Origin of the sequence: Pseudomonas monsensis, assembly GCF_014268495.2 — a bacterium.
Taxonomy (GTDB): Bacteria; Pseudomonadota; Gammaproteobacteria; order Pseudomonadales; family Pseudomonadaceae; genus Aquipseudomonas; species Aquipseudomonas monsensis.
The window spans coordinates 3,466,633-3,485,860 of record NZ_CP077087.1 but is presented as its reverse complement, the minus strand read 5'-3'; the positions used below and the strand labels follow the sequence as shown (position 1 = coordinate 3,485,860).

Below are 19,228 nucleotides of genomic sequence, written 5' to 3'. Positions count from 1 at the left end.
TCAATGAGCGGCGTTTTTTGTAGCGGACCTTAAAGCGTCGCTGGACGTTGCGAGCCTCAGGCTACGCCATTCCAGGGACGATCTCCGTGCTCATCCTTGATACGGGTCGGCAGGCCCATGACATCCAGCGCGTTGAGGAACGGCTCAGCCGGCAGTTCCTCGACGTTGACCATGCGCTGCACATCCCACTCGCCGCGAGCGACCAGCAGGGCGGCGGCAACCGGCGGTACGCCAGCGGTGTAGGAAATGCCCTGGCTGTCGGTTTCGGCAAAGGCTTCCTCGTGGTCGGCCACGTTGTAGATGAACACTTCGCGCGACTGACCATCCTTGGTGCCTTTGACCAGATCACCGATGCAGGTCTTGCCGGTGTAGCCGGGCGCCAGCGAACTCGGGTCAGGCAGCACGGCCTTGACCACTTTCAGCGGCACGACTTCCAGGCCTTCGGCGGTCTTGACCGGTTGTTCGGACAGCAGGCCGAGGTTCTTGAGGACCGTGAACACGTTGATGTAGTGCTCGCCGAAGCTCATCCAGAAACGCACGTTGGGCACGTTGAGATTCTTCGACAGCGAGTGCACTTCGTCGTGACCGGTCAGGTACAGGTTCTGCGACCCTACGACCGGCAGGTCGTCGGTACGTTTGACTTCGAACATGGTGTTGCTGGTCCACTGGCTGTTCTGCCAGCTCCACACCTGCCCGGTGAATTCACGGAAATTGATTTCCGGATCGAAATTGGTGGCGAAATATTTGCCATGGGAACCGGCATTGACGTCGAGAATGTCGATCGAATCAATGCGGTCGAAATACTGTTGTTGCGCCAGTGCTGCATAGGCATTGACCACACCCGGGTCGAAGCCCACACCGAGAATGGCGGTGATGTTCTTCTCTTGGCACTCTGCGAGGTGGTTCCACTCATAGTTGCCATACCAAGGCGGGGTTTCGCAGATTTTGCCCGGCTCTTCATGAATGGCAGTGTCGAGATAAGCGACGCCGGTATCGATGCAGGCACGCAGCACCGACATGTTGAGGAACGCGGAGCCGACGTTGATGACGATCTGGGATCCGGTTTCGCGGATCAGCGCCTTGGTCGCCTCGACATCCAGGGCATTGAGCGAGAAAGCTTTGATGTCGGCGGGTTGTTTGAGGCTACCCTTGGCCTTGACGCTGTCGATGATGGCCTGGCATTTGGAGATGTTGCGCGACGCGATAGCGATACGACCGAGTTCATCGTTATGCTGCGCGCACTTGTGGGCCACCACCTTAGCGACACCTCCTGCACCAATGATAAGAACGTTCTTTTTCAATTGCTTTTTCTCTCCTTTATCTGTCCGTTTCAAGAAAGGCTGGACAGGTAGTCTTCGTAACCGAATTGGCGAACCACTTCGACGGTACCATCGAGTTGTTTCACAACGATGGATGGCATTTTCAGGCCGTTGAACCAGTTCTTTTTGACCATGGTGTAGCCGGCGGTATCAATAAATGACAGTCGATCGCCAATGGCCAGCGGACGGTCAAATTGGTACTCGCCGAAGATGTCTCCGGCCAGGCACGATTTGCCGCACACCATGTAGGTATGTTCACCCTCGCTCGGTGCCAGCTTGGCGTTGAGGCGATAGATCAACAGGTCGAGCAAGTGGGCTTCAATAGAGCTGTCCACCACCGCCAGGTGCTTGCCGTTGTAGAGGGTGTCGAGCACGGTGACTTCGAGCGAGGCACTGTTAGTGATCGCCGCTTCGCCAGGTTCCAGGTAGACCTGCACGCCGTACTTTTGCGAGAACGCCTTGAGACGTGCGCAGAACGCGTCCAGCGCATAGCCTTCACCGGTGAAGTGAATGCCGCCGCCCAGGCTGACCCAGCTGACTTTGTGCAGCAGCTCACCGAAGCGTTCTTCGATGGTGCAGAGCATTTGGTCGAACAGGCCAAAGTCGCCGTTCTCGCAGTTGTTGTGAAACATGAAACCGGAGATCTGGTCGATGACGCCTTCGATCTTCTGCGGGTCCCACTCGCCGAGACGGCTGAACGGACGCGCCGGGTCGGCCAGCAGATAATCGGAGCTGCTGACTTGAGGGTTGACCCGCAGGCCGCGGACTTTGCCTTCGGAGCGCTCGGCGAAGCGTTGCAGCTGGCTGATGGAATTGAAGATGATCTTGTCGCAGTTGGCGAGCATCTCCTCGATCTCATCGTCGGCCCATGCCACGCTGTAAGCATGGGTTTCGCCTTCAAACTTCTGGCGGCCGAGCTTGAGTTCGTACAGCGACGACGACGTGGTGCCGTCCATGTATTGCTGCATCAGGTCGAACACCGACCAGGTTGCGAAGCACTTGAGCGCGAGCAGGGCTTTGGCCCCGGACTGTTCGCGCACGTACGCAATCTTCTGCATGTTGGTCAGCAGTTTCTGTTTGTCGATGAGGTAGTACGGCGTTTTGATCATTTCGAGGCCTCCGGCAAGGCCAGCCAAAAAAGGATGCGCATTGTGCCCGGACTGACCACATATCGAAAGAGCAGAGCGCATGGTGCACTGATTTAATCCGCCCGATTTTGCTCGGCACGCGCCGGGAAGTGCAATGCCACGGGTCGCTTTGGTCGTCTGGTCGTGGTATCTCGTCGGGCGTGCATGGGCGCAATGTTCAACATGAATCACGGCTGAAGCAGGGAGTGTCATGGACAAGTTGCTCGCATTGAAGATGTTCGTCCAGGCGGTGGATTCAAAGGGCTTTTCGTCTGCCGCTCGACAACTGGGGCTGGCGACATCGTCGGTGACGCGGATGATCGATGCACTCGAGGCGGAACTGGGTGCGGTCCTGCTGAATCGGTCCACGCGGCAAATCTCGTTATCCGATGCCGGCGCCGCCTACTACTTGAAAGCGCGGGAGGTGCTCAACGCTGTCGCCGAGGCGGATGCGTCGGTCACTGATCGCGGGGAGCTGCCGGCAGGGCATCTGCGTATTTCCGTGCCCGTCGCGCTGGGCCGCCGTCTGATTGCGCCTCATATCGCTTCGCTGTTGAAGCGTTACCCGCAACTCGTGCTGGACATGACGCTCTCTGATGACATCGTTGAATTGCTGGGGGAACGCGTCGATCTGGCGATCCGGTTGGGATCGGCAGCCGCCATGGACGGTGTTGTCAGTCGTCCCCTCGGTCATTTTCGACGCCGGGTGGTGGCCAGCGCGGAGTATCTGAATACGCGGGGTTATCCGAAGCATCCCATGGACCTCGTGCAGCACGAGTGCCTGCGCTTCAGTTATGGCCCAAAGCAACAGGTCTGGACGTTCTTGAAGGACGGTGAGGCGACGCGGGTACTGATTGAGGGCCACTTCAAAAGCAATAATGCCGAGGTGTTGCGCGAGGTGGCGCTGGCAGGCGGCGGAGTGGCGCTGTTACCTGACTGGCTGGTCGACGACGATATCGGTCGTGGTGATCTGACGTCATTGTTCGAGTCATTTGTGATCAATCCGAACGATGCCAGTTCAGCGATTTCCGCCCTGTACCTTCCCAATCACCGTGGTTCCAAACGCGTTAATGCATTTATTGATTTCGTCAGCGAGTTGCTCGGGCCTGAAGGCCTGGTCGTGCGCTGATCGTCTCGTGGTCGCCGGGCGGTGCAAGTGATCCTTCACCGCCCGTTTTCCATTCGGATGGCCCATCGGTCATGATCCCAGTGCATCCTGCCAGCCACGCCGCGCCAGTGGCAGGTCCAGCAAGCGCTTGCCGGTTGCATCACTGATGGCGTTGCCCAGTGCTGCGGCCATGGGACCCTGGACGATTTCCGCCGCCCCAAGAAAGGGTTGCCCCGGCTGATCAAGCATGTGCACCTCGACCTGTTGCGGCAAATCCGGAAAACGCATGATCGGGTAGCCGCTCCAGTCGAAGCTGTGCAGGCCGCTGGCGTCATAGAGGATTCGTTCATAGAGCGTCCAGCTGGCGGATTGCACGATGCCGCCCTGGATCTGGTTGAGCAGTCCGTCCGGGCTGACAATTTGCCCCACGTCGACGGCGGCGACTACGCGATCAATCGTCACCTGCCCGGTCTGGCGCTGTATGTGCAACTGCACAGCGATCGCGCAATAGCCCATGATGTTTTTGTAACGGGCAAAGGCGAAGCCGATGCCGCTGCCCGGTCCTGTGGCTTTTTGCGGCCAGCGGAACTCAGCGGCCACACGCTCCACCACCGCCCGCGCGCGCGGATCGCTCAAGTGGTTCAGGCGAAACTGCACCGGGTCGACGCTGGCCCGCGCCGCCAGTTCGTCGACAGTACTTTCGATCGCGAACACGTTGATATGGGCACCGAGCGAACGCATGGCCGAGGTCCTGAATGGCATGCTCAGCACAAAGTTCAGATCGACCTTGAGGTTGGGGATCTCATACAACGGAACGGCATTACGGTCGCCGTCCCCCTCGGGCTGGGCGATCGGCACGGAAGGTGCCGGCGTGAAGGGCTTGGCCAACAGCCACGCCGGCAGCAGGCGCCCGGCATTGACGATACGTTCGTTGTGCGGGGTACTCCAGAGTTCGTATTTCCAGTCACGCAGCTGCTTGCCCTCATCCAGTTCCGCCTGCACCTCAACCAGCATGGCGGAGCTGTAGGGTTCCCAGAGGTTTTCCTGCTCGCGCATCCATTGCAGCCGAATCGGTTTGCCCGGCAGCGCCATGGCGATCAGTGCCGCGTCGGCGGCGGCGTCATCGGCGCCATTGTGGCCATAGCAACCGGAACCTTCGGCGTGGATACAGCGGACTTGTGTCACCGGCAGTCCCAGCATTTCGGCGATACCCGCACGCAACGGGTAGACACCTTGAGAGTGGGTCCACACGGTCAGTGTGCCGTCCCTGAACCAGGCCACTGCGCAGGATGGCCCGATGGAACCGTGCATCAGGTATTGCTTGGTGACCCGCGCTTTGTAGGTGTGCGGCCCCGGTTGCGCGAGGCTGCCCTTGGCACTCACCGGGTAGCGACGGGCAGGCAATTGGGTGAGCAGTTGATGAATGTGCGCCGAGTCGGGCAGGGGATTACCTTCAGTCCAGCGGGCGGCGGCATAGCCTTCGCGCATCGCTTTGATCGCCAGCCACTCATCGCTGGCGACCACGGCGAGGTAGCTGCCGTTGCGGATCAGTTTCACCACGCCGGGAAGCTTCGTGAGGGCAGCTTCGTCAATGTCCAGCAACTGACTGCCGCGCCGGGGCGGTCGTATCACCCGCGCGTGCAACATGTCGGGCAGGCGCATGTCCTGCACATAGGCCGCACCGCCGCTGACCTTGGCTGGAATGTCCAGGCGCGGCAACGACTGGCCGATCAGAGTGAAGCGGTCGGCGGGCTTGAGCGGGGAACTGGCTGAAGCGAAACGATGCAGTTGTACCCCGGCCACTGCCTGCGCGTAAGTCATGCTGCGACCTTGCGCACCGTGGATCACCGCATCCCGCGTGGTCAGGCTGTCGACGCTGATCTGCCATTGCCGTGCTGCGGATTCGAGTAACAACTGCCGAACCTGAGCCGCGGCGTTGAACAGCGCAGTGCCGCTGTCGACGATCGTATGGCTGCCGGCGGTGTAGCCTTCGTTGGGCGTCAACGCGGTGTCGGCCGTGAGAAAACGGATGAGTGCCGGCGGCACTTCCAGGCGTTCGGCGGCGATCTGCAGGAGCGCCGTTTTAACACCGGTGCCCAGCTCCACTTTGCCGGTGTAGACGGTGATGCCATTTTTTTCGTCGATGCGGATCCAGGCGTCCAGATAGGGCGTGGCGCGCAGGCTGCCGGGCAGATCCGGCGCCAGGATTGCCGTGCCCAAAGTGTCCACCTCGGTGTCGGCGAAGGCGCGGGGAATGCCCGGAAGTATCGCGAACCCCATCATCAGTGTGCCGTTTATCACAAAGGCGCGGCGGCTCAGATTGACGTTTTGTGCGCGCTGTTTCATACCTTGCCTCCCTGCGCGACGACCGCCTTGATCGCGGCGAAGATCCGCACATGGGTGCCGCAGCGGCACAAGTTGGGCGCCATGTGGCGGCGGATCGTGTCATCGTCTGGATGAGGGTTGCTTTCCAATAGCGCCTGCGCCCGAACGATCATTCCGGCGATGCAATAACCACACTGGGCGGCTTGTTCATTGATAAAGGCTTTCTGCAGTGGCCCCGGCTGGTCGATGCTGCCCAGGCTCTCGACGGTGCGTACCGATTTGCCCGCCAGCGCACCGCAAGGCGTCAGGCAGGAAAAGACCGGTTTGTCGTTGACCAGCACGGTGCAGGCGCCGCACTGACCCAGGCCACAGCCGTATTTCGCACCGTTGAGCCCTACCTGGTTGCGCAAGGCATAGAGCAGGGGCATGTCGTCTGCGATATCCAGTTGGTGCGTCTTGCCGTTGATGTCGAGTGTGATCACGGTTGCTGCTCCTGAGCCCGAATGCTTTTGATGGTCTTGTCGAGATCCGTCCAGGGGCGGTTGGCACAACTTTCGTTGCGCAAGTACTCGGCAAGTGCAGCCACATGGCTGTCGTCCAGGCTATGGGCGAAGGCAGGCATGTAGTGGCTGGAAGCGGCGCTGGACATCGGGATGCCCTGCAGGATGGTCTGAATCAAATTGCGTGGTGAATCAGCCAGCACCGCCGAGGTGGTCGCCAGTGCCGGCCGCGATTCGATGACGCGCATCGGCGCGGCGCGGCCGTGGCAACCTGCGCAGGCGCCGTCGAACAACGCTGCGCCCGCAAGCGCCTTGGCGTTCGGTTTGACAGCAGAAGTGCAGGCCGCTGACGGGGCATCCGCCGAGGTCTTCTTCAGATCAAGAATGTACTGCGCGATGGCATGGGCGTCTTCCGCCGGCAAACGGGCGATGCTCAGGCTGACCGGCAACATCGGACCCGCTGCGGCGCCGTGCCCCTCAGCGACTTCCCCCGTGAGATAGGCGACCAGTTGTGCTTCATTCCAGGGGTGGTGCGCCTCGCTCATGCCGCGCAAGGCCGGGGCTGTCCAGCCGTCGACGACACCGCCGTTGAACAATTCGCTGCCTTTCTCCCCGCCAATCAGATTCAGGGGCGAATGGCAGGATGAACAGTGCCCCGGCCCCTCGACCAGATAGCGTCCGCGGTTCCATTGTGCTGAACGGTCGGGAACCGGCACCAGCGGTTGGCCATGCAGGAACAGCAAGTTCCAGAAAGACACCAGCGGCCGGAAGTTCATGGGGAACACCATGTGATTGTCCGGTGCGGTGTATTTGATCGGGTCCACGCTCATCAGGTAGGCATAGGCGTCGGCGATATCGGCATCGCTCATTTTCCGGTAATGCACGTAGGGGAAGGCCGGATAGAGAAAGTGGCCGTCACGCGCGATGCCTTCGCGCATGGCCCGCTCGAAGGCGTCCAGTGACCATTGGCCGATACCGGATTGCGGGTCCGGGGTAATGTTGGTGGTGAAGAGGGTTCCGAAGGGCGTGACCAGCGGCAAACCGCCAGCCATGTAGGCGCCACCAGGCCGTGTGTGACAGACCGCACAGTCGCCCGCTTCGACGACTCGGCGGCCTCTGTCGAGCGTCTCGCGATCGGCCTTCAGGGTTTGGCTGACAGGGGCAATTTCCGGCCTCCACATCATCCACAACGCAAATCCCGCCCCCGCAACGGCGATTGCCAGAACGGCTCCGATGATCGTCTTGCGCTTCATCGCCTTACCTCTCGAGCTGAATAAACGACAGTGGTTTCAATCCGCGACGTGCCCTTGGTGTACGGCGGTTTTCATCGACTGAGCTTAGAGAGGACGGTTGTGACGGAGTACCCCAGCCAGGCGCAACGCTACATTGCGCCAGACGCAACGGGCGCAATGTCAGCATCAGGCGTGATCGGCTCAGCGTTGCGTTTGGCGAAAAACAACGTTGTGCAACAGGTGGATTCTCTGGCGGCGCCCGGACACCTACCTTGGGGGGGTGCAACATTCAACCACGGAGCCCCTCATGAGCATGCACTCATCCACGATTCAGGTGACTTACGACTTCATCTGCCCATGGTGCTGGATCGGTGAGGAAAATCTCGAACGCGCACTGGCCGCCACGGGGTTTTCAACCAGCCACTCTATTCGTTTCCTGCCTTATCAGTTGAACCCGGACATGCCTGTTCAAGGCATGGATCGCAAAGCCTATCGCTCTGGCAAGTTCGGCAGCTGGGCACGTAGCCAGGCGCTGGACGCTCAGGTCACCCACGCCGGTAAGGCTGTCGGCCTTGAGTTCGATTATGAGCGCGTCGAAAAAACGCCCAACACGCTCGCCGCGCATCGCTTGGTATGGCGCGAGCAACAGGCGGGCAGGGACGCGTCCCCGCTGGTCAGGGCCATTTTCAGGGCGTATTTCGGCGCAGGGCGGGACATCGGCGACCTTACGGTGCTGGCTGACATCTGTGCCGAAACCGGGCAGGACAGAGGCGCCATTGTCGACTTCCTCAAGGCCGATGAAGGCACAGCGCAAGTCTTGGCACTCGAAGGCCGATCCAAGGCGTCCGGTCTGCGCTCGGTGCCGACTGTGCAGATCGCCGATGACGTCATCAACGGCGCCCAACCCATCGAAATAATGATCCAGATACTGGAACGCAACCAGGCCGCCTGAGGCGTCTGTTCAGTCCCTCCCCATACAGGAAATATCATCATGACTCAGCACTTGTTCAGCCCGATCAAGCTCGGCCAACTCAGCTTGAAGCACCGCGTCGCCATGGCACCACTGACTCGCTCGCGGGCGGGCCAACCGGGCAACGTCCCCACATCAATGAACGTCGAGTATTACCGTCAGCGTGCCAGTGCCGCTTTGATCATTACCGAGGCGACCCAGATTTCGCAGCAGGGCCAGGGTTACGCCTGGACGCCCGGCATCCATAGCGACGAGCAGATTGAAGGCTGGAAGGCTGTCAGCGAGGCCGTACACGCAGAAGGCGGGCGCATTTTCCTGCAACTGTGGCATGTGGGCCGAGTGTCGCACCCGGTGTTCCAGCCCAACGGCGGCTTGCCGGTGGCGCCGACCGCGCAGCCGGTGCCCGGCAAGACTTTTATCTTGAACGAACGGGGCGAGGGCGTCTGGGGCGATGTGCCTGTCCCGCAAGCGCTGGACATTCCAGGCATCGAAGCAATCATCGCCGACTTCCGCGCCGCCGCCCGTAACGCGATGCTCGCCGGTATGGATGGCGTGGAAATTCACGCGGGCAATGGCTACCTGCTCGACCAGTTCATTAACAGTGCCAGCAATCAGCGCAGTGACCGCTACGGTGGAAGCATCGAAAACCGTGCACGCTTGCTGCTTGAAGTCGTCGATGCCGTGACTGCGCAAATCGGTGCCGAGCGGGTTGCCGTTCGCCTGACACCGATGGGACGTTTCATGGGAATGGGCGATGACACCCCGGAGCAAACCTTCGGCTACATCGCATCCCGGCTCAATCACTGGGATCTGGCTTACCTGCACCTGGTTGAACCGATGATGGTCGGCACCGTGCTCGATGAAAGTAATGATCCACGCTGGGATGCGATCATCAAGCAACTGCGCGCGCAGTTTCACGGCGTTCTGATGTTGGCCGGAGGCTACAGCGGCGAAACGGCCGAGCAGGCCATTGCGCAGGGCCGTGCGGACATCATCGCGTTTGGTCGTCCGTTTATTGCCAACCCTGACTTGCCCACGCGCTTGCGCGGTCGCAAGCCACTCAACGTTGCCGACGGCAACAGCTTTTTTGGCGGCGACGCCAAGGGCTACATCGACTATCCGGTGTTGGCATGAGCCATCGCTCAACGGAGTCTGGGGAATCACCCGGCAACGAGGAGAAAGCTATGAAGAGTTCAGGCGTTTCGAAGGCCTTGGTCATTGGTGGTTCTCTGGGAGGGCTGTTCGCCGCCACGGCATTGCGCGCGATCGGTTGGCAGGTCGATATTTACGAGCGATCTCCCGCCGCGCTGGATAGCCGCGGCGGAGGCATCGTTCTGCAAGCGGATGTCCTGCACCATTTTCGTTATGCGGGCATTCATCCTGCCGGGGCGCTCGGCGTCCGCTCCCATGATCGGCTTTATCTGGATCGGGCAGGCAGCGTCGTGCATAAAGAGCCGATGCCGCAAACCCAGACGTCCTGGAACGCCCTGTACAGCTCATTATTGTCTGCATTTCCTGCCGAGCATTATCACCGTGGCAAGACGTTGGTCGATCTGACGCAGAATGAACACCGCGTCACGGCGATGTTTGCCGATGGCAGCGCTGCCGAGGGCGACTTGCTGATTGGCGCTGATGGCGCGGGGTCGAGCGTGCGCAGCGTGGTGCTGCCCGGTGCGGCGCCTGCCTACTCGGGGTATGTGGTGTGGCGTGGGCTGGTCGATGAACAGCAGCTGCCAGACTTCGCCAAGACACAGCTTTACGAGGACTTTGTTTTTCAGCAAGACCCTGAATCGCTGATGCTCGAATACATGGTGCCGGGTGTGAGTGGTTCCGTTAAGCCTGGCGAGCGTCGGTTCAACTGGCTGTGGTATTTGAAAGCGGCACCAGGGCCGGAACTGGATGCCGTGCTCACTGACAACAACGACCATCGGCGCAGCCACTCGATTCCACCCGGGACCTTGGCCGCTGGACAGGAGGCTTACATCCGGGAAATGGCTGAGCGGCTGGTGAACCCGGCTTTCCGCGAGCTGATTCGCCAGACCCGGGACATTTTTGTGCAAGCGATCCTTGATTTCCAAGTCCCGCAAATGGTGTTCGGTCGCGTGCTGTTGACGGGCGACGCCGCGTTTGTGCCGCGTCCTCATACCGCCGGCAGCACAGCCAAGGCAGCCCGCAATGCGCTGTCCCTGGCGCAAACCATCGACGACTCCGGCGACCTCGATCATGCCCTGTTGGCCTGGCAGCAACAGCAACTTGCAGAAGGCCGGCGCATGGGGGATTGGGGCGTGAGCATGGGCAATCGGATCATGGGGATTGCCCAGGCCTGACAGCGCGGGCTGTGGGCGTTGATCCAACAGAGCACAGCCATGCAAGACTCGCGCTGCCAGGTCGTGCACAGTCGCTGTGTTTACCTTTCGATTCCGGAATCAGGACATGGATAAGTTGCTGGCGCTGAAGATGTTTGTCGAAACGGTGCGCTGCGGAGGTTACTCATCTGCAGCGCGCAAGCTTGGCATCTCGACTTCATCGGTGACGCGACAAGTCGCGGGGCTGGAGAGTGAGCTGGGCGCCAGCCTGCTCAACCGCACGACACGCAACACCAGCGTCACGGTGGCGGGGCAGCACTATTTCGATAAAGCTGTGGCGATTCTCGCGGCCATCGACGCCGCCGATGCCACCGTTGCCGACCGTGGCAGCGAAGCTCAAGGACGTTTACGGGTCAGCGTGCCGGTGGAGTTTGGCCGGCGAATCATCGCTCCGCACTTGGGGCGCTTGCTTGAGCGTCATCCGGGCCTGGAAATCAGTCTGTCGCTGAGCGACGAGGTCAGTGACCTGCTGAGCGAGCAAATCGATGTGTCAGTGCGCCTCGGTTCATCGGTCGTCAGCGATGACATCGTCAGCAAGCGGCTGGGTGGTTTCCAGCGCTGGATTGTGGCCAGTCCCGACTATCTGAGGCGAACCGGCCTGCCGCGACATCCACGTGATTTGCTTGAGCATCAATGCCTGCGTTTCGATTACCGCAAGGGCGAGAACAACTGGACATTCAAGGGCGCAGGGGATGTCACCCACGTGGATGTGCAAGGACGGCTGCAAAGCAACAATGCCGACATTCTGCGCGAGGCGGCCTTGGCCGGTGGCGGGATGACGCTATTGGCCGATTGGCTGGTGCACGAGGATGTCAGTGCAGGCCGGTTGACGCGGGTGCTGGAGCACTATGAGATCAACCCCGGTAGCGCAAGCACCTGCATCAACGCGCTGTATTTGCCCAACCACCGGGGTTCGAGTCGCATCAATGTGTTCATCGCGTTTCTTCAGGAAATACTCGCGGCCTGAGCACGGCCTGCGCCAGCCGTTGGTAAAGATTGTGCGTATTGTTAATTCTCTGTTGTTTGCGTTGCTGGCGAGGTGCCACAATTTAGCCTGTCGATTCATCATGTTCAGGCGGATTAAATGGATGATCTTGAGCTAGGAAGTGATCAGGGCTCACACATAGCCGAACAGGTTCGAACAGATCGCTTGCAGCAGTTATTTCGACAATCAGGTGCTGCCGTTTTCGGCAGTTATATGGCAGCCGTCATGCTTTGTTGGCTGTGTTGGGATCGGTTCGATCACACGGTGGTTGTTGGATGGATAGCGTTATTGACGGTGTCGACGTTACTGCGTATCTGGATGTTCATTGGCTATTTTCGTAGCCCCGTCACTGAACGCACGCCCAAGCGTTGGGAGCGAAAATACTGGTGCACACTTGTGTTGTCCGCCGGTATATGGGGCGCCGGGGCACTCGCGGTCATACCGGCCCATGACCTGTTGGCCCAGGCGATGGTGATGCTTTTTACGGTCGGGATGTCTGTCAGCGCGGTATCGTGTTATTCGGCCTATCGGAACATGACGATGTTATCCATCGGCCTGGTTCTATTGCCTTGTTCAACGTGGCTGTTGTTTCAACCCTCAACCTTGCAAGAAGGCATGGCCCTCGCCGTGTTTGTGTTTGCCTCATTTGTAGCCAGCGCCACTCGCAGAATGTCAGACGCCCTGGAAACCGCGTTTCGTCTGACCCGTGAAATGGAGCGGGAAAACAGGCTTTCCATCAGAGCCGCTCGAACCGATGAACTGACTGGCCTGAAGAATCGCCGCGCTTTTTTCGATGACGCCCACCAGCTCTACAGTGAATGCAAAAGCAACGGTTCGGTACTTTGCGCCGTGATGCTCGATATGGATCACTTCAAGCACATCAACGATTCTTACGGTCACCAGGTAGGGGATCAGGTTCTGCGTCAGGTGGGTGCGGTCATCAGTGCGTCGATCCGTAAAAACGATGTACATGGCAGGCTAGGGGGCGAGGAATTCGCTATTTTGCTTCCCGATACCAGCATTGAAGTGGCGACGAGTATCGCGCAGGAGCTGATGCAGGCTATCGCCGGACTGAAGGCAGAGCCTGCTGACCGCATAACGGCCAGCCTTGGCGTGGCGTCATCGGATTTCACCGACGATAGTCTCTACAGTTTGATGAACAATGCCGACAGAGCGCTATACAGAGCCAAGTCATATGGTCGTAATCAAGTGGCTGTTGCTCAATAGCGCTTTTCGCTCAGTAGGGCATCACGGCGGCGGCCGCTGATGACTTCGGCTGGAAGGTCGTCGTCATTGTTTCGCAGTCCTGGAGCTCGCCGACTCACTGCGTCTTTAAAAACCGCTCAATCTCCTCAACGGTGCTGCGCGCTGTGCGGGTGACGCCAATCAGTGTCGCTGAAGCGGCGCCGGTCCAGTCTCCATAACCGACCAACCACAAGCGCGGCTCCTTCATCGAATGCGTGCCTTCAACGGCCACACGCCCGTCGGCGGTGCATACACCCAGTGATTGCAGATAGCCGAGGGCAGGGCGGAAGCCGGTGCACCAGATGACAACATCGACCGGCGTCTGCAAGCCATCGGCCCATGTCACGCCGTTTTCGGTGAAGCGCAGGAATGGCCGAACCGCGTGCAGTACGCCGCGTTCCCGGGCCTCGAGGACCGGCGGCACCATCACGATGTCACCCAAGCCACCGACCGGTTGCTCCACGACTTTGCCGGCGAGCTGGGCTTTCCAGCGTTCGGTGGCGCGTTCGAACAGTACCCGGCCATCTACGTCATCGGCGAGAAATTGCGGCGGTTGCGGAGTGACCCACGTGACGTCGGCCACCTTTGAGACTTCCGCGAGGATCTGTGCACCGGAGTTGCCACCGCCCACCACCAGGACTTTTTTCCCGGCAAACGGCCTGGCATCGACGTAGTGGGCCGAATGCAACTGTTGGCCATTAAAGGTTTCGCTGTCGGGGTAATGCGGCAGGTAGGGATGGCGCCAGGTGCCGGTCGCGCTGACCACTGCGCGGGCTAGCCAGCTGCGGTCTTGGGCCTTTACATGAAGGCGATTACCCCGGCGCTCGATGGCATTCACCCAATAGGGACGTTCGATCGGGAATTGGTAGCGTTGCTCATACTGACGCAGATAATCCAGCACGTTGTCGCGGCTGGGGTAGCCGTCTGTGACCGGTGGCATCATCCAGCCTGCGATGGAACTCCACGTCGCGGGTGAAAACAGTCGTAGAGAATTCCAGCCATGTCGCCAGGCGCCACCCGGTGCGTCTTCAGCGTCGATGATTACGAAGGAGCGCCCGGTTCGGCGCAGGAAGTAAGCCACCGCGAGTGCAGACTGGCCACCGCCAATAATCGCAACATCCACGTCAATGCAGTTGGCAGGCATACGGAATCCTCAGGTCAGCGAGCGTCAGGCTACGTTACCCCATCCAAACCGAGTGTTTTCTGACGTTCCTCAAGCAGCTGCGATTTAAACCACTGCCCCGAACAACGACCCCACCAGCGCCGTGATACCCATGGCCAACACACCCCACACCGTCACGCGCCAGGCACCGGTCAGGATGCTGGCACCCCCAGCCCTGGCTGCCACGGCCCCCAGGCTACCGAGAAAAACCAGCGACATGCCGCACATCCACGGCACGACACTGTTCGCTGGCGCGATGAAAGTCACCGCCAACGGCAGCGCTGCGCCGACCACGAAGCTGGCGGCCGAGGCGAGGGCGGCCTGCAGAGGTTTGGCAGTGAGTGTTTCGCTGATGCCCAGTTCGTCCCGCGCGTGAGAGCCGAGGGCGTCATGGGCCATCAATTGGTCGGCCACTTGATGAGCCAGTTCGGGCCAGACACCGCGCTGGATGTAAATGTTCGCCAGTTCGATGTGTTCCGCCTTTGGATCGCTGGCCAGTTCGGCCCGTTCGCGCGAAAGGTCGGCCCGTTCGGTGTCCGCCTGAGAGTGCACCGATACGTATTCCCCTGCCGCCATGGACATCGCGCCCGCTACCAGTCCGGCCATCCCGGTGACTAGCAGCGTGGCGTGACTGGCGTTGGCGGCGGCGACGCCGATCAACAGGCTGGCGGTGGAAACGATTCCGTCGTTGGCCCCCAAGACGGCTGCACGTAGCCAGCCAATACGATCACTGCGGTGTAACTCGGTGTGCCTGTGCATGAATTTCATGGTTTAGCGGGGCTCACGTTCGTGGGGCGAATCAATCGCACGGCTGTCAATGTGCGCCTGCAACTGGCCGCCGACTATAGAAATCTCTTTAAACTGTTGACCATCGTGCAGCACGAACAAGGCGTCCATCCCGCGTTCCTGCGCCAGGCGCGGGCCTTCGGTTTCGCCCAACACCATCAGCGCCGTGGCCCAGGCATCGGCGAGCATGCACGAGGCCGCTACCACGCTGACCGCTGCCAGCCGGTTGCGCAGTGGCGCTCCGGTGGCCGGATTCATGGTGTGGGCGTAGGTTTGTCCGTTCACCTCGACCCACTGTCGATAGTCCCCCGATGTTGCGATGGCAGCATCGCCGAGCTCCATCACGCCCATCACTTCACGCACGCCCCGCCGGGGTTTTTCAATCGCCACGACCCAGGGTTGCGCATCCGGCTTGATCCCGCGGGCGCGCATCTCACCATCAATGCCGACCAGATAGCGCGTGATGCCAAACCCTTCCAGGCAGCGGGCCAGTTCATCTACGCCGAAGCCCTTGGCGATGCCATTCAAATCAAGGTGCAGCGGCGCTCGTTTGCGCACCTGATGGCGTTGCAGGTCAACCATCAACGCAGCGCAGGCGGACGGTCGCGTGTGCGCTGAGGTTGGCACCGGTGCCTGTTCAGTCACCGTCTGTTCGCCGGGGCCGAACCCCCAGGCGCCCACCAGATCACCCACGGCAATGTCAAAAGCACCGCTCGATTGCTGACTGACCCGTAGCGCGGCGGCCAGCACCGTGGCCAACTCCTTGGGCACTGACAACCATTGCTGCTCGGGGGCGGCGTTGAGACGGTTGAGGTCGGAGTCGGCTTTCCAGGTGGACATTTGTTGGTCAACCAGGCCCACGGCCTGGGCGAGACGGTGGCCGATTTCGTCGGTGTCGATGCCCGCATCGGCATAGAACAACGCCGTGTAGCGGGTGCCCATGGTCTCGCCGTTCAGGCTGTAGCGTTGCCCATCAGTAGACATCTTCACGGTAGCGTCCTTGTGTCTTGAGGGTCAGCACACTCAGGTTGAGCGGCGCCAAGACTTCGTCCAGGGCCTGCATCACGCCTTTGGCCATTTCGCGGCTGCCACATACCAACACCTGAGCGCCTTTTTCAATCAGCCGACGCAACGCCAGGGCATCACTGATCAGCCGGTCTTGCACGTAACTGTGATCCTGAACCTGGGAGAACGCTGCGCGCAATGCGGTCAGGCGCCGGTCGGCCAGGTAACGGTTGAGCTCCGGTTCGTAGAGGAAATCCGACGCTGGGTTGCGCCCGCCCCAATACAGATGCATCGGATGCCGGGCTTTGTTGTTGCGAATAAACCCGGCCAACGGACCAATGCCAGTGCCGGCGCCGATCAGGATCACCGGGTGGGCGCCCGATGCAGGTCGAAATTGTGGATTGGGCTGGATAAAGGCCTGGATCGATGCGCCAAGGCTCAAGCCATGCAGGAACGCCGAGCACAAACCGCCTTCGTGTTTACGGACGCAGATCTCCAGCACGCCGTCGTCGGAGCCGCTCGCCAGTGAGTAGTAGCGCGGGACGGGGCTGCCCGGCGGTAGAATCCCGACCAAGTCTCCAGCCTGGAAGGCTGGTAACTCACCCAGTGCCTTGAAGCGCAGAATGTGGGTCGGCGTATTCACCTGCTCGCCGTAGACAATGCATTCGTGCAACACCAGTTGATGAGTACGCGGCTGCTGCGGGGTGTGGACCAGGGGCAGATCATGTCCCAGTGCATCGCCTAACGCATGCCCCCATCGCGCGAACTCTTGAGGGGACTGGCGATTGATTTTTTCCAGCTCCACTAATGCTGTGCCACCAGCCTGCACCAACGCATCGTGAACTTGATGGGCGTATTGACAGAATTTCGGAAACTGTCGATCCCCCAAGCCCAGCACCGCAAACGGCAGGCCTGGCTTGAGGCCAACCCGAGTCAGCCGTGTCAGGAATTGCGACGCCGAGGCAGGGGCATCTCCGTCGCCATGGGTAGCGGTAAGAATGAACAGCCGTTGGGCGCTGCGGTAATCGCCGCTCCATTCATTCATCTGTGCGCTGTGCACGCGATGCCCGGCCTGGTGCAAGGCATCGTGCAGGGTTTTGGCAAAGCCCCACGTGCTGTTATTTTCACTGCCCACCAGAATCACGCTATCGGCGGAGTGGACGGGGCTGTTGTGACGGATGTTCGGACCAGCCTTGCGGCGGCGCCACCAGAGCAGGATGCCGGTTACGCTCATCAACGGCACACAGAGCGCACAGAGACCGAGCGGCAGGCCCAGCCACCAGAGGCCTTGACCGGTGTGCAATTGGTAGATCAGCTCGTAAGCCTGGCGCATCGAGTCGTGGGCTTGCCAAGACAGCAAAGTGCCGCTGACCGGGTCCACATAACCGTCGCCTTGGGCGGTACGCAGCGAGAACACGTCTTGCGGGTTGCCGGGGCTGGGGTAGACCAGCTCGCGCAGGTCATTGACGTCGGTGGCCTGCAAGGCTTGCAGGTTCGCCACCGGCAACGCCGTGCCGACGCTGAGGTGAGTGGGGAAGGCGGGCTCGTACTGACTGCCGTCGGTGATCAAACCGAAGGTGGTGGCGGACATGTAAAGCCCGCTCAGGGCCGACAATAGTAAGCCAAGCAAAGCCAGGCGCCCGACTTCGGCATGCCAGCGCTGACTGAAGCTGCCGCGCAGCGGGCGCAGCAGGTTGCGCCAGCCGCCCAGGCGCCGGGCCAGCAGCAACGAGCCGGACACTGACAGGATCAACATGAACAGCGCGCCAATGCCCGACACCCCGTGGCCGGGTGTCCCCATGAACAGTGAACGGTGCAGGTCTTTCATCCAGCGTGAGAAGGCCGAAAGCTCATAAGGCGCGAGGCCCTGGCCGGTCAGTGGGTCAACTTTTTCGGCCCCGGCCTGACCGTCCTGGTTGTAATAAACGATGACGGTTCCCGACGCAGTGCGCTGGATTTGCTCCACCCCCGGAAAGTGGCTGGCTACGCGCGCGGCCAATTGACCGACATTGAGTTGGCCGGCCGCCGTGGACGTGCTGTGCAGGCGCTCAAGCGCTGGATCGACGGACAATACGGCGCCGCTGATGGCCAATAACATGACCAGCAGGGCCGCGATCAGGCCGGGCACAGAATGGAACTGGCGAAGCATATTCAGCCTCCAGAAATGACGGGAGCTACAGGTCGTAGGTAAAGGAGTCGACGTAAGTGCTGCCCGTCACCGGGGAACCCGATCCTTTGGAGGTCAGGGGGACGCTGATATCGACGCGAGCTTCGCGTTTGCTCTCCACGGCACTGTCGATACGGATCTGATACCCGGCGTCAATCAAGGTGTCGGCCAGTTCGACGCTGACTTTGAGCGTTTGACCGCTGCCGACACTGGCGCCACTGACCCCGTCAAATTCACTCCGGTTCATACCGCTGCCACGGGCCCAGTCGGTCAAGTGCCGGTAATACTTGGCCTTCTTGCCGGCCACCCACAGGGTTTTCTGGTACTGGCCATTGGCGTCGGTGACGTAGATCGCCAGGTACGCATCATTTCCGCTGTAGTTCTTGAGTTGGGTCGTCAGGGTCACTTCACGGGCCTGGGCCAGCCCCGGCAGGGCAATGGCACCGATGAGACAGCTTGCAGCGATGATCTTTTTCATGAGGGTGTCCTGTTTGAGCATTGAGGCGAAAGCCTGGACCCTTTGGCTGACAACAACCTGAACAACCTGGAATCATCGGCCACGATCATTCGCGGACAGGGCTGGCGAGGTAGTCCCGCGCATCGCCGTTGTCGCCGAAATCGATCTGTAACGTGCGCAACCGCAGGGAGGCGGGGGCATAACGGGCCTCTATAGCGTTGCCCCTGCGATCAGCGCCGTTGAGTTGGTAGCAACCGTCGTCAACCTTGATGCGCTGCACGCTCCAGCCCCATTGCTGCTCCACTTGCAGACGCAGGGTTTCGCGTGGCTGCCAGTCGCTGACGGGGTCGCTGCACTCATCATCGGCCAAGGCATAAGCGCTGAGTAGCACACACAACAGCGTGGAACTGGCAATAAATGCTGATTTCATGATCTGTCTCCTGCCGGGTTGGCGTGTGTGGCATACCCTGACGG

At 60.5% G+C, this 19,228-nt stretch carries 17 protein-coding genes; 6 read left to right on the top strand and 11 right to left on the bottom strand.

The window, feature by feature from the left end; all coding sequences use genetic code 11:
* Nucleotides 1–56: 56 nt before the first annotated feature.
* Nucleotides 57–1,301 carry a saccharopine dehydrogenase family protein gene (locus HV782_RS15355; protein ID WP_123468813.1) on the bottom strand — a complete coding sequence of 415 codons (1,245 nt, stop codon included), beginning with the start codon at nucleotides 1,299–1,301 and terminating at the stop codon, nucleotides 57–59.
* A gap of 29 nt (nucleotides 1,302–1,330) precedes the next feature.
* Nucleotides 1,331–2,428, bottom strand: coding sequence for a carboxynorspermidine decarboxylase (locus tag HV782_RS15350; RefSeq protein WP_123468812.1), 1,098 nt, complete (start codon nucleotides 2,426–2,428; stop codon nucleotides 1,331–1,333).
* 229 nt (nucleotides 2,429–2,657) lie between these two features.
* On the opposite strand from HV782_RS15350, the gene HV782_RS15345 reads away from it, so the two are divergent.
* Nucleotides 2,658–3,575, top strand: a complete 918-nt coding sequence (locus tag HV782_RS15345; protein WP_186745391.1) for a LysR family transcriptional regulator — start codon at nucleotides 2,658–2,660, stop codon at nucleotides 3,573–3,575.
* Nucleotides 3,576–3,644: 69 nt separating this feature from the next.
* On the opposite strand, the gene HV782_RS15340 is transcribed toward HV782_RS15345, so the two are convergent.
* Genes HV782_RS15340 through HV782_RS15330 form a run of 3 tightly spaced genes read right to left on the bottom strand, consistent with a single transcriptional unit; the run spans nucleotide 3,645 to nucleotide 7,632 of the window.
* A complete protein-coding gene (locus HV782_RS15340) occupies nucleotides 3,645–5,900 on the bottom strand; it encodes a xanthine dehydrogenase family protein molybdopterin-binding subunit (RefSeq protein WP_186745389.1) in 2,256 nt (751 codons plus the stop codon).
* A complete protein-coding gene (locus tag HV782_RS15335) occupies nucleotides 5,897–6,361 on the bottom strand; it encodes a (2Fe-2S)-binding protein (protein WP_186745386.1) in 465 nt (154 codons plus the stop codon). Before HV782_RS15335 ends, HV782_RS15340 begins: the two co-directional genes overlap by 4 nt.
* Nucleotides 6,358–7,632 (bottom strand): c-type cytochrome, encoded by a 1,275-nt coding sequence (locus HV782_RS15330; protein ID WP_186745384.1) that lies wholly within the window; start codon nucleotides 7,630–7,632, stop codon nucleotides 6,358–6,360. Before HV782_RS15330 ends, HV782_RS15335 begins: the two co-directional genes overlap by 4 nt.
* Before the next feature lie 286 nt (nucleotides 7,633–7,918).
* Here HV782_RS15330 and HV782_RS15325 point away from each other — a divergent pair, with 286 nt between their 5' ends.
* The 5 genes from HV782_RS15325 to HV782_RS15305 all read left to right on the top strand — a co-directional run bounded on the left by HV782_RS15325 (nucleotide 7,919) and on the right by HV782_RS15305 (nucleotide 13,159).
* A complete protein-coding gene (locus tag HV782_RS15325; RefSeq protein ID WP_186745382.1) occupies nucleotides 7,919–8,563 on the top strand; it encodes a DsbA family oxidoreductase in 645 nt (214 codons plus the stop codon).
* Nucleotides 8,564–8,602: 39 nt separating this feature from the next.
* Complete coding sequence (locus HV782_RS15320; protein WP_128615380.1) at nucleotides 8,603–9,715, top strand: alkene reductase; 1,113 nt, start codon at nucleotides 8,603–8,605, stop codon at nucleotides 9,713–9,715.
* Between the two features lie 50 nt (nucleotides 9,716–9,765).
* The gene (locus HV782_RS15315) at nucleotides 9,766–10,908 is read left to right on the top strand and encodes an FAD binding domain-containing protein (RefSeq protein WP_186745379.1); all 1,143 of its coding nucleotides are present in this window, start codon (nucleotides 9,766–9,768) and stop codon (nucleotides 10,906–10,908) included.
* Between the two features lie 106 nt (nucleotides 10,909–11,014).
* The gene (locus HV782_RS15310; RefSeq protein ID WP_186745377.1) at nucleotides 11,015–11,914 is read left to right on the top strand and encodes a LysR family transcriptional regulator; all 900 of its coding nucleotides are present in this window, start codon (nucleotides 11,015–11,017) and stop codon (nucleotides 11,912–11,914) included.
* Nucleotides 11,915–12,031: 117 nt separating this feature from the next.
* Complete coding sequence (locus HV782_RS15305) at nucleotides 12,032–13,159, top strand: GGDEF domain-containing protein (protein ID WP_186745375.1); 1,128 nt, start codon at nucleotides 12,032–12,034, stop codon at nucleotides 13,157–13,159.
* Between the two features lie 94 nt (nucleotides 13,160–13,253).
* Here the strand turns inward: HV782_RS15305 and HV782_RS15300 are convergent, their stop codons facing one another.
* From HV782_RS15300 to HV782_RS15275, 6 genes are all read right to left on the bottom strand, one after another.
* The gene (locus HV782_RS15300) at nucleotides 13,254–14,321 is read right to left on the bottom strand and encodes an ArsO family NAD(P)H-dependent flavin-containing monooxygenase (protein WP_186745365.1); all 1,068 of its coding nucleotides are present in this window, start codon (nucleotides 14,319–14,321) and stop codon (nucleotides 13,254–13,256) included.
* A gap of 84 nt (nucleotides 14,322–14,405) precedes the next feature.
* Entirely contained in the window at nucleotides 14,406–15,107 is a 702-nt protein-coding gene (locus tag HV782_RS15295; protein WP_123468791.1) for a VIT1/CCC1 transporter family protein, read from the bottom strand.
* 3 nt (nucleotides 15,108–15,110) lie between these two features.
* On the bottom strand, nucleotides 15,111–16,109 hold the full coding sequence (locus tag HV782_RS15290) for an FAD:protein FMN transferase (protein ID WP_186745455.1): 999 nt from the start codon (nucleotides 16,107–16,109) through the stop codon (nucleotides 15,111–15,113).
* Nucleotides 16,099–18,279, bottom strand: a complete 2,181-nt coding sequence (locus tag HV782_RS15285) for a PepSY domain-containing protein (RefSeq protein WP_186745363.1) — start codon at nucleotides 18,277–18,279, stop codon at nucleotides 16,099–16,101. Before HV782_RS15285 ends, HV782_RS15290 begins: the two co-directional genes overlap by 11 nt.
* 25 nt (nucleotides 18,280–18,304) lie before the next feature.
* Entirely contained in the window at nucleotides 18,305–18,775 is a 471-nt protein-coding gene (locus tag HV782_RS15280) for a DUF2271 domain-containing protein (protein WP_123469186.1), read from the bottom strand.
* A gap of 85 nt (nucleotides 18,776–18,860) precedes the next feature.
* Nucleotides 18,861–19,184, bottom strand: coding sequence for a PepSY domain-containing protein (locus tag HV782_RS15275; protein ID WP_123468786.1), 324 nt, complete (start codon nucleotides 19,182–19,184; stop codon nucleotides 18,861–18,863).
* Nucleotides 19,185–19,228 lie beyond the last annotated feature (44 nt).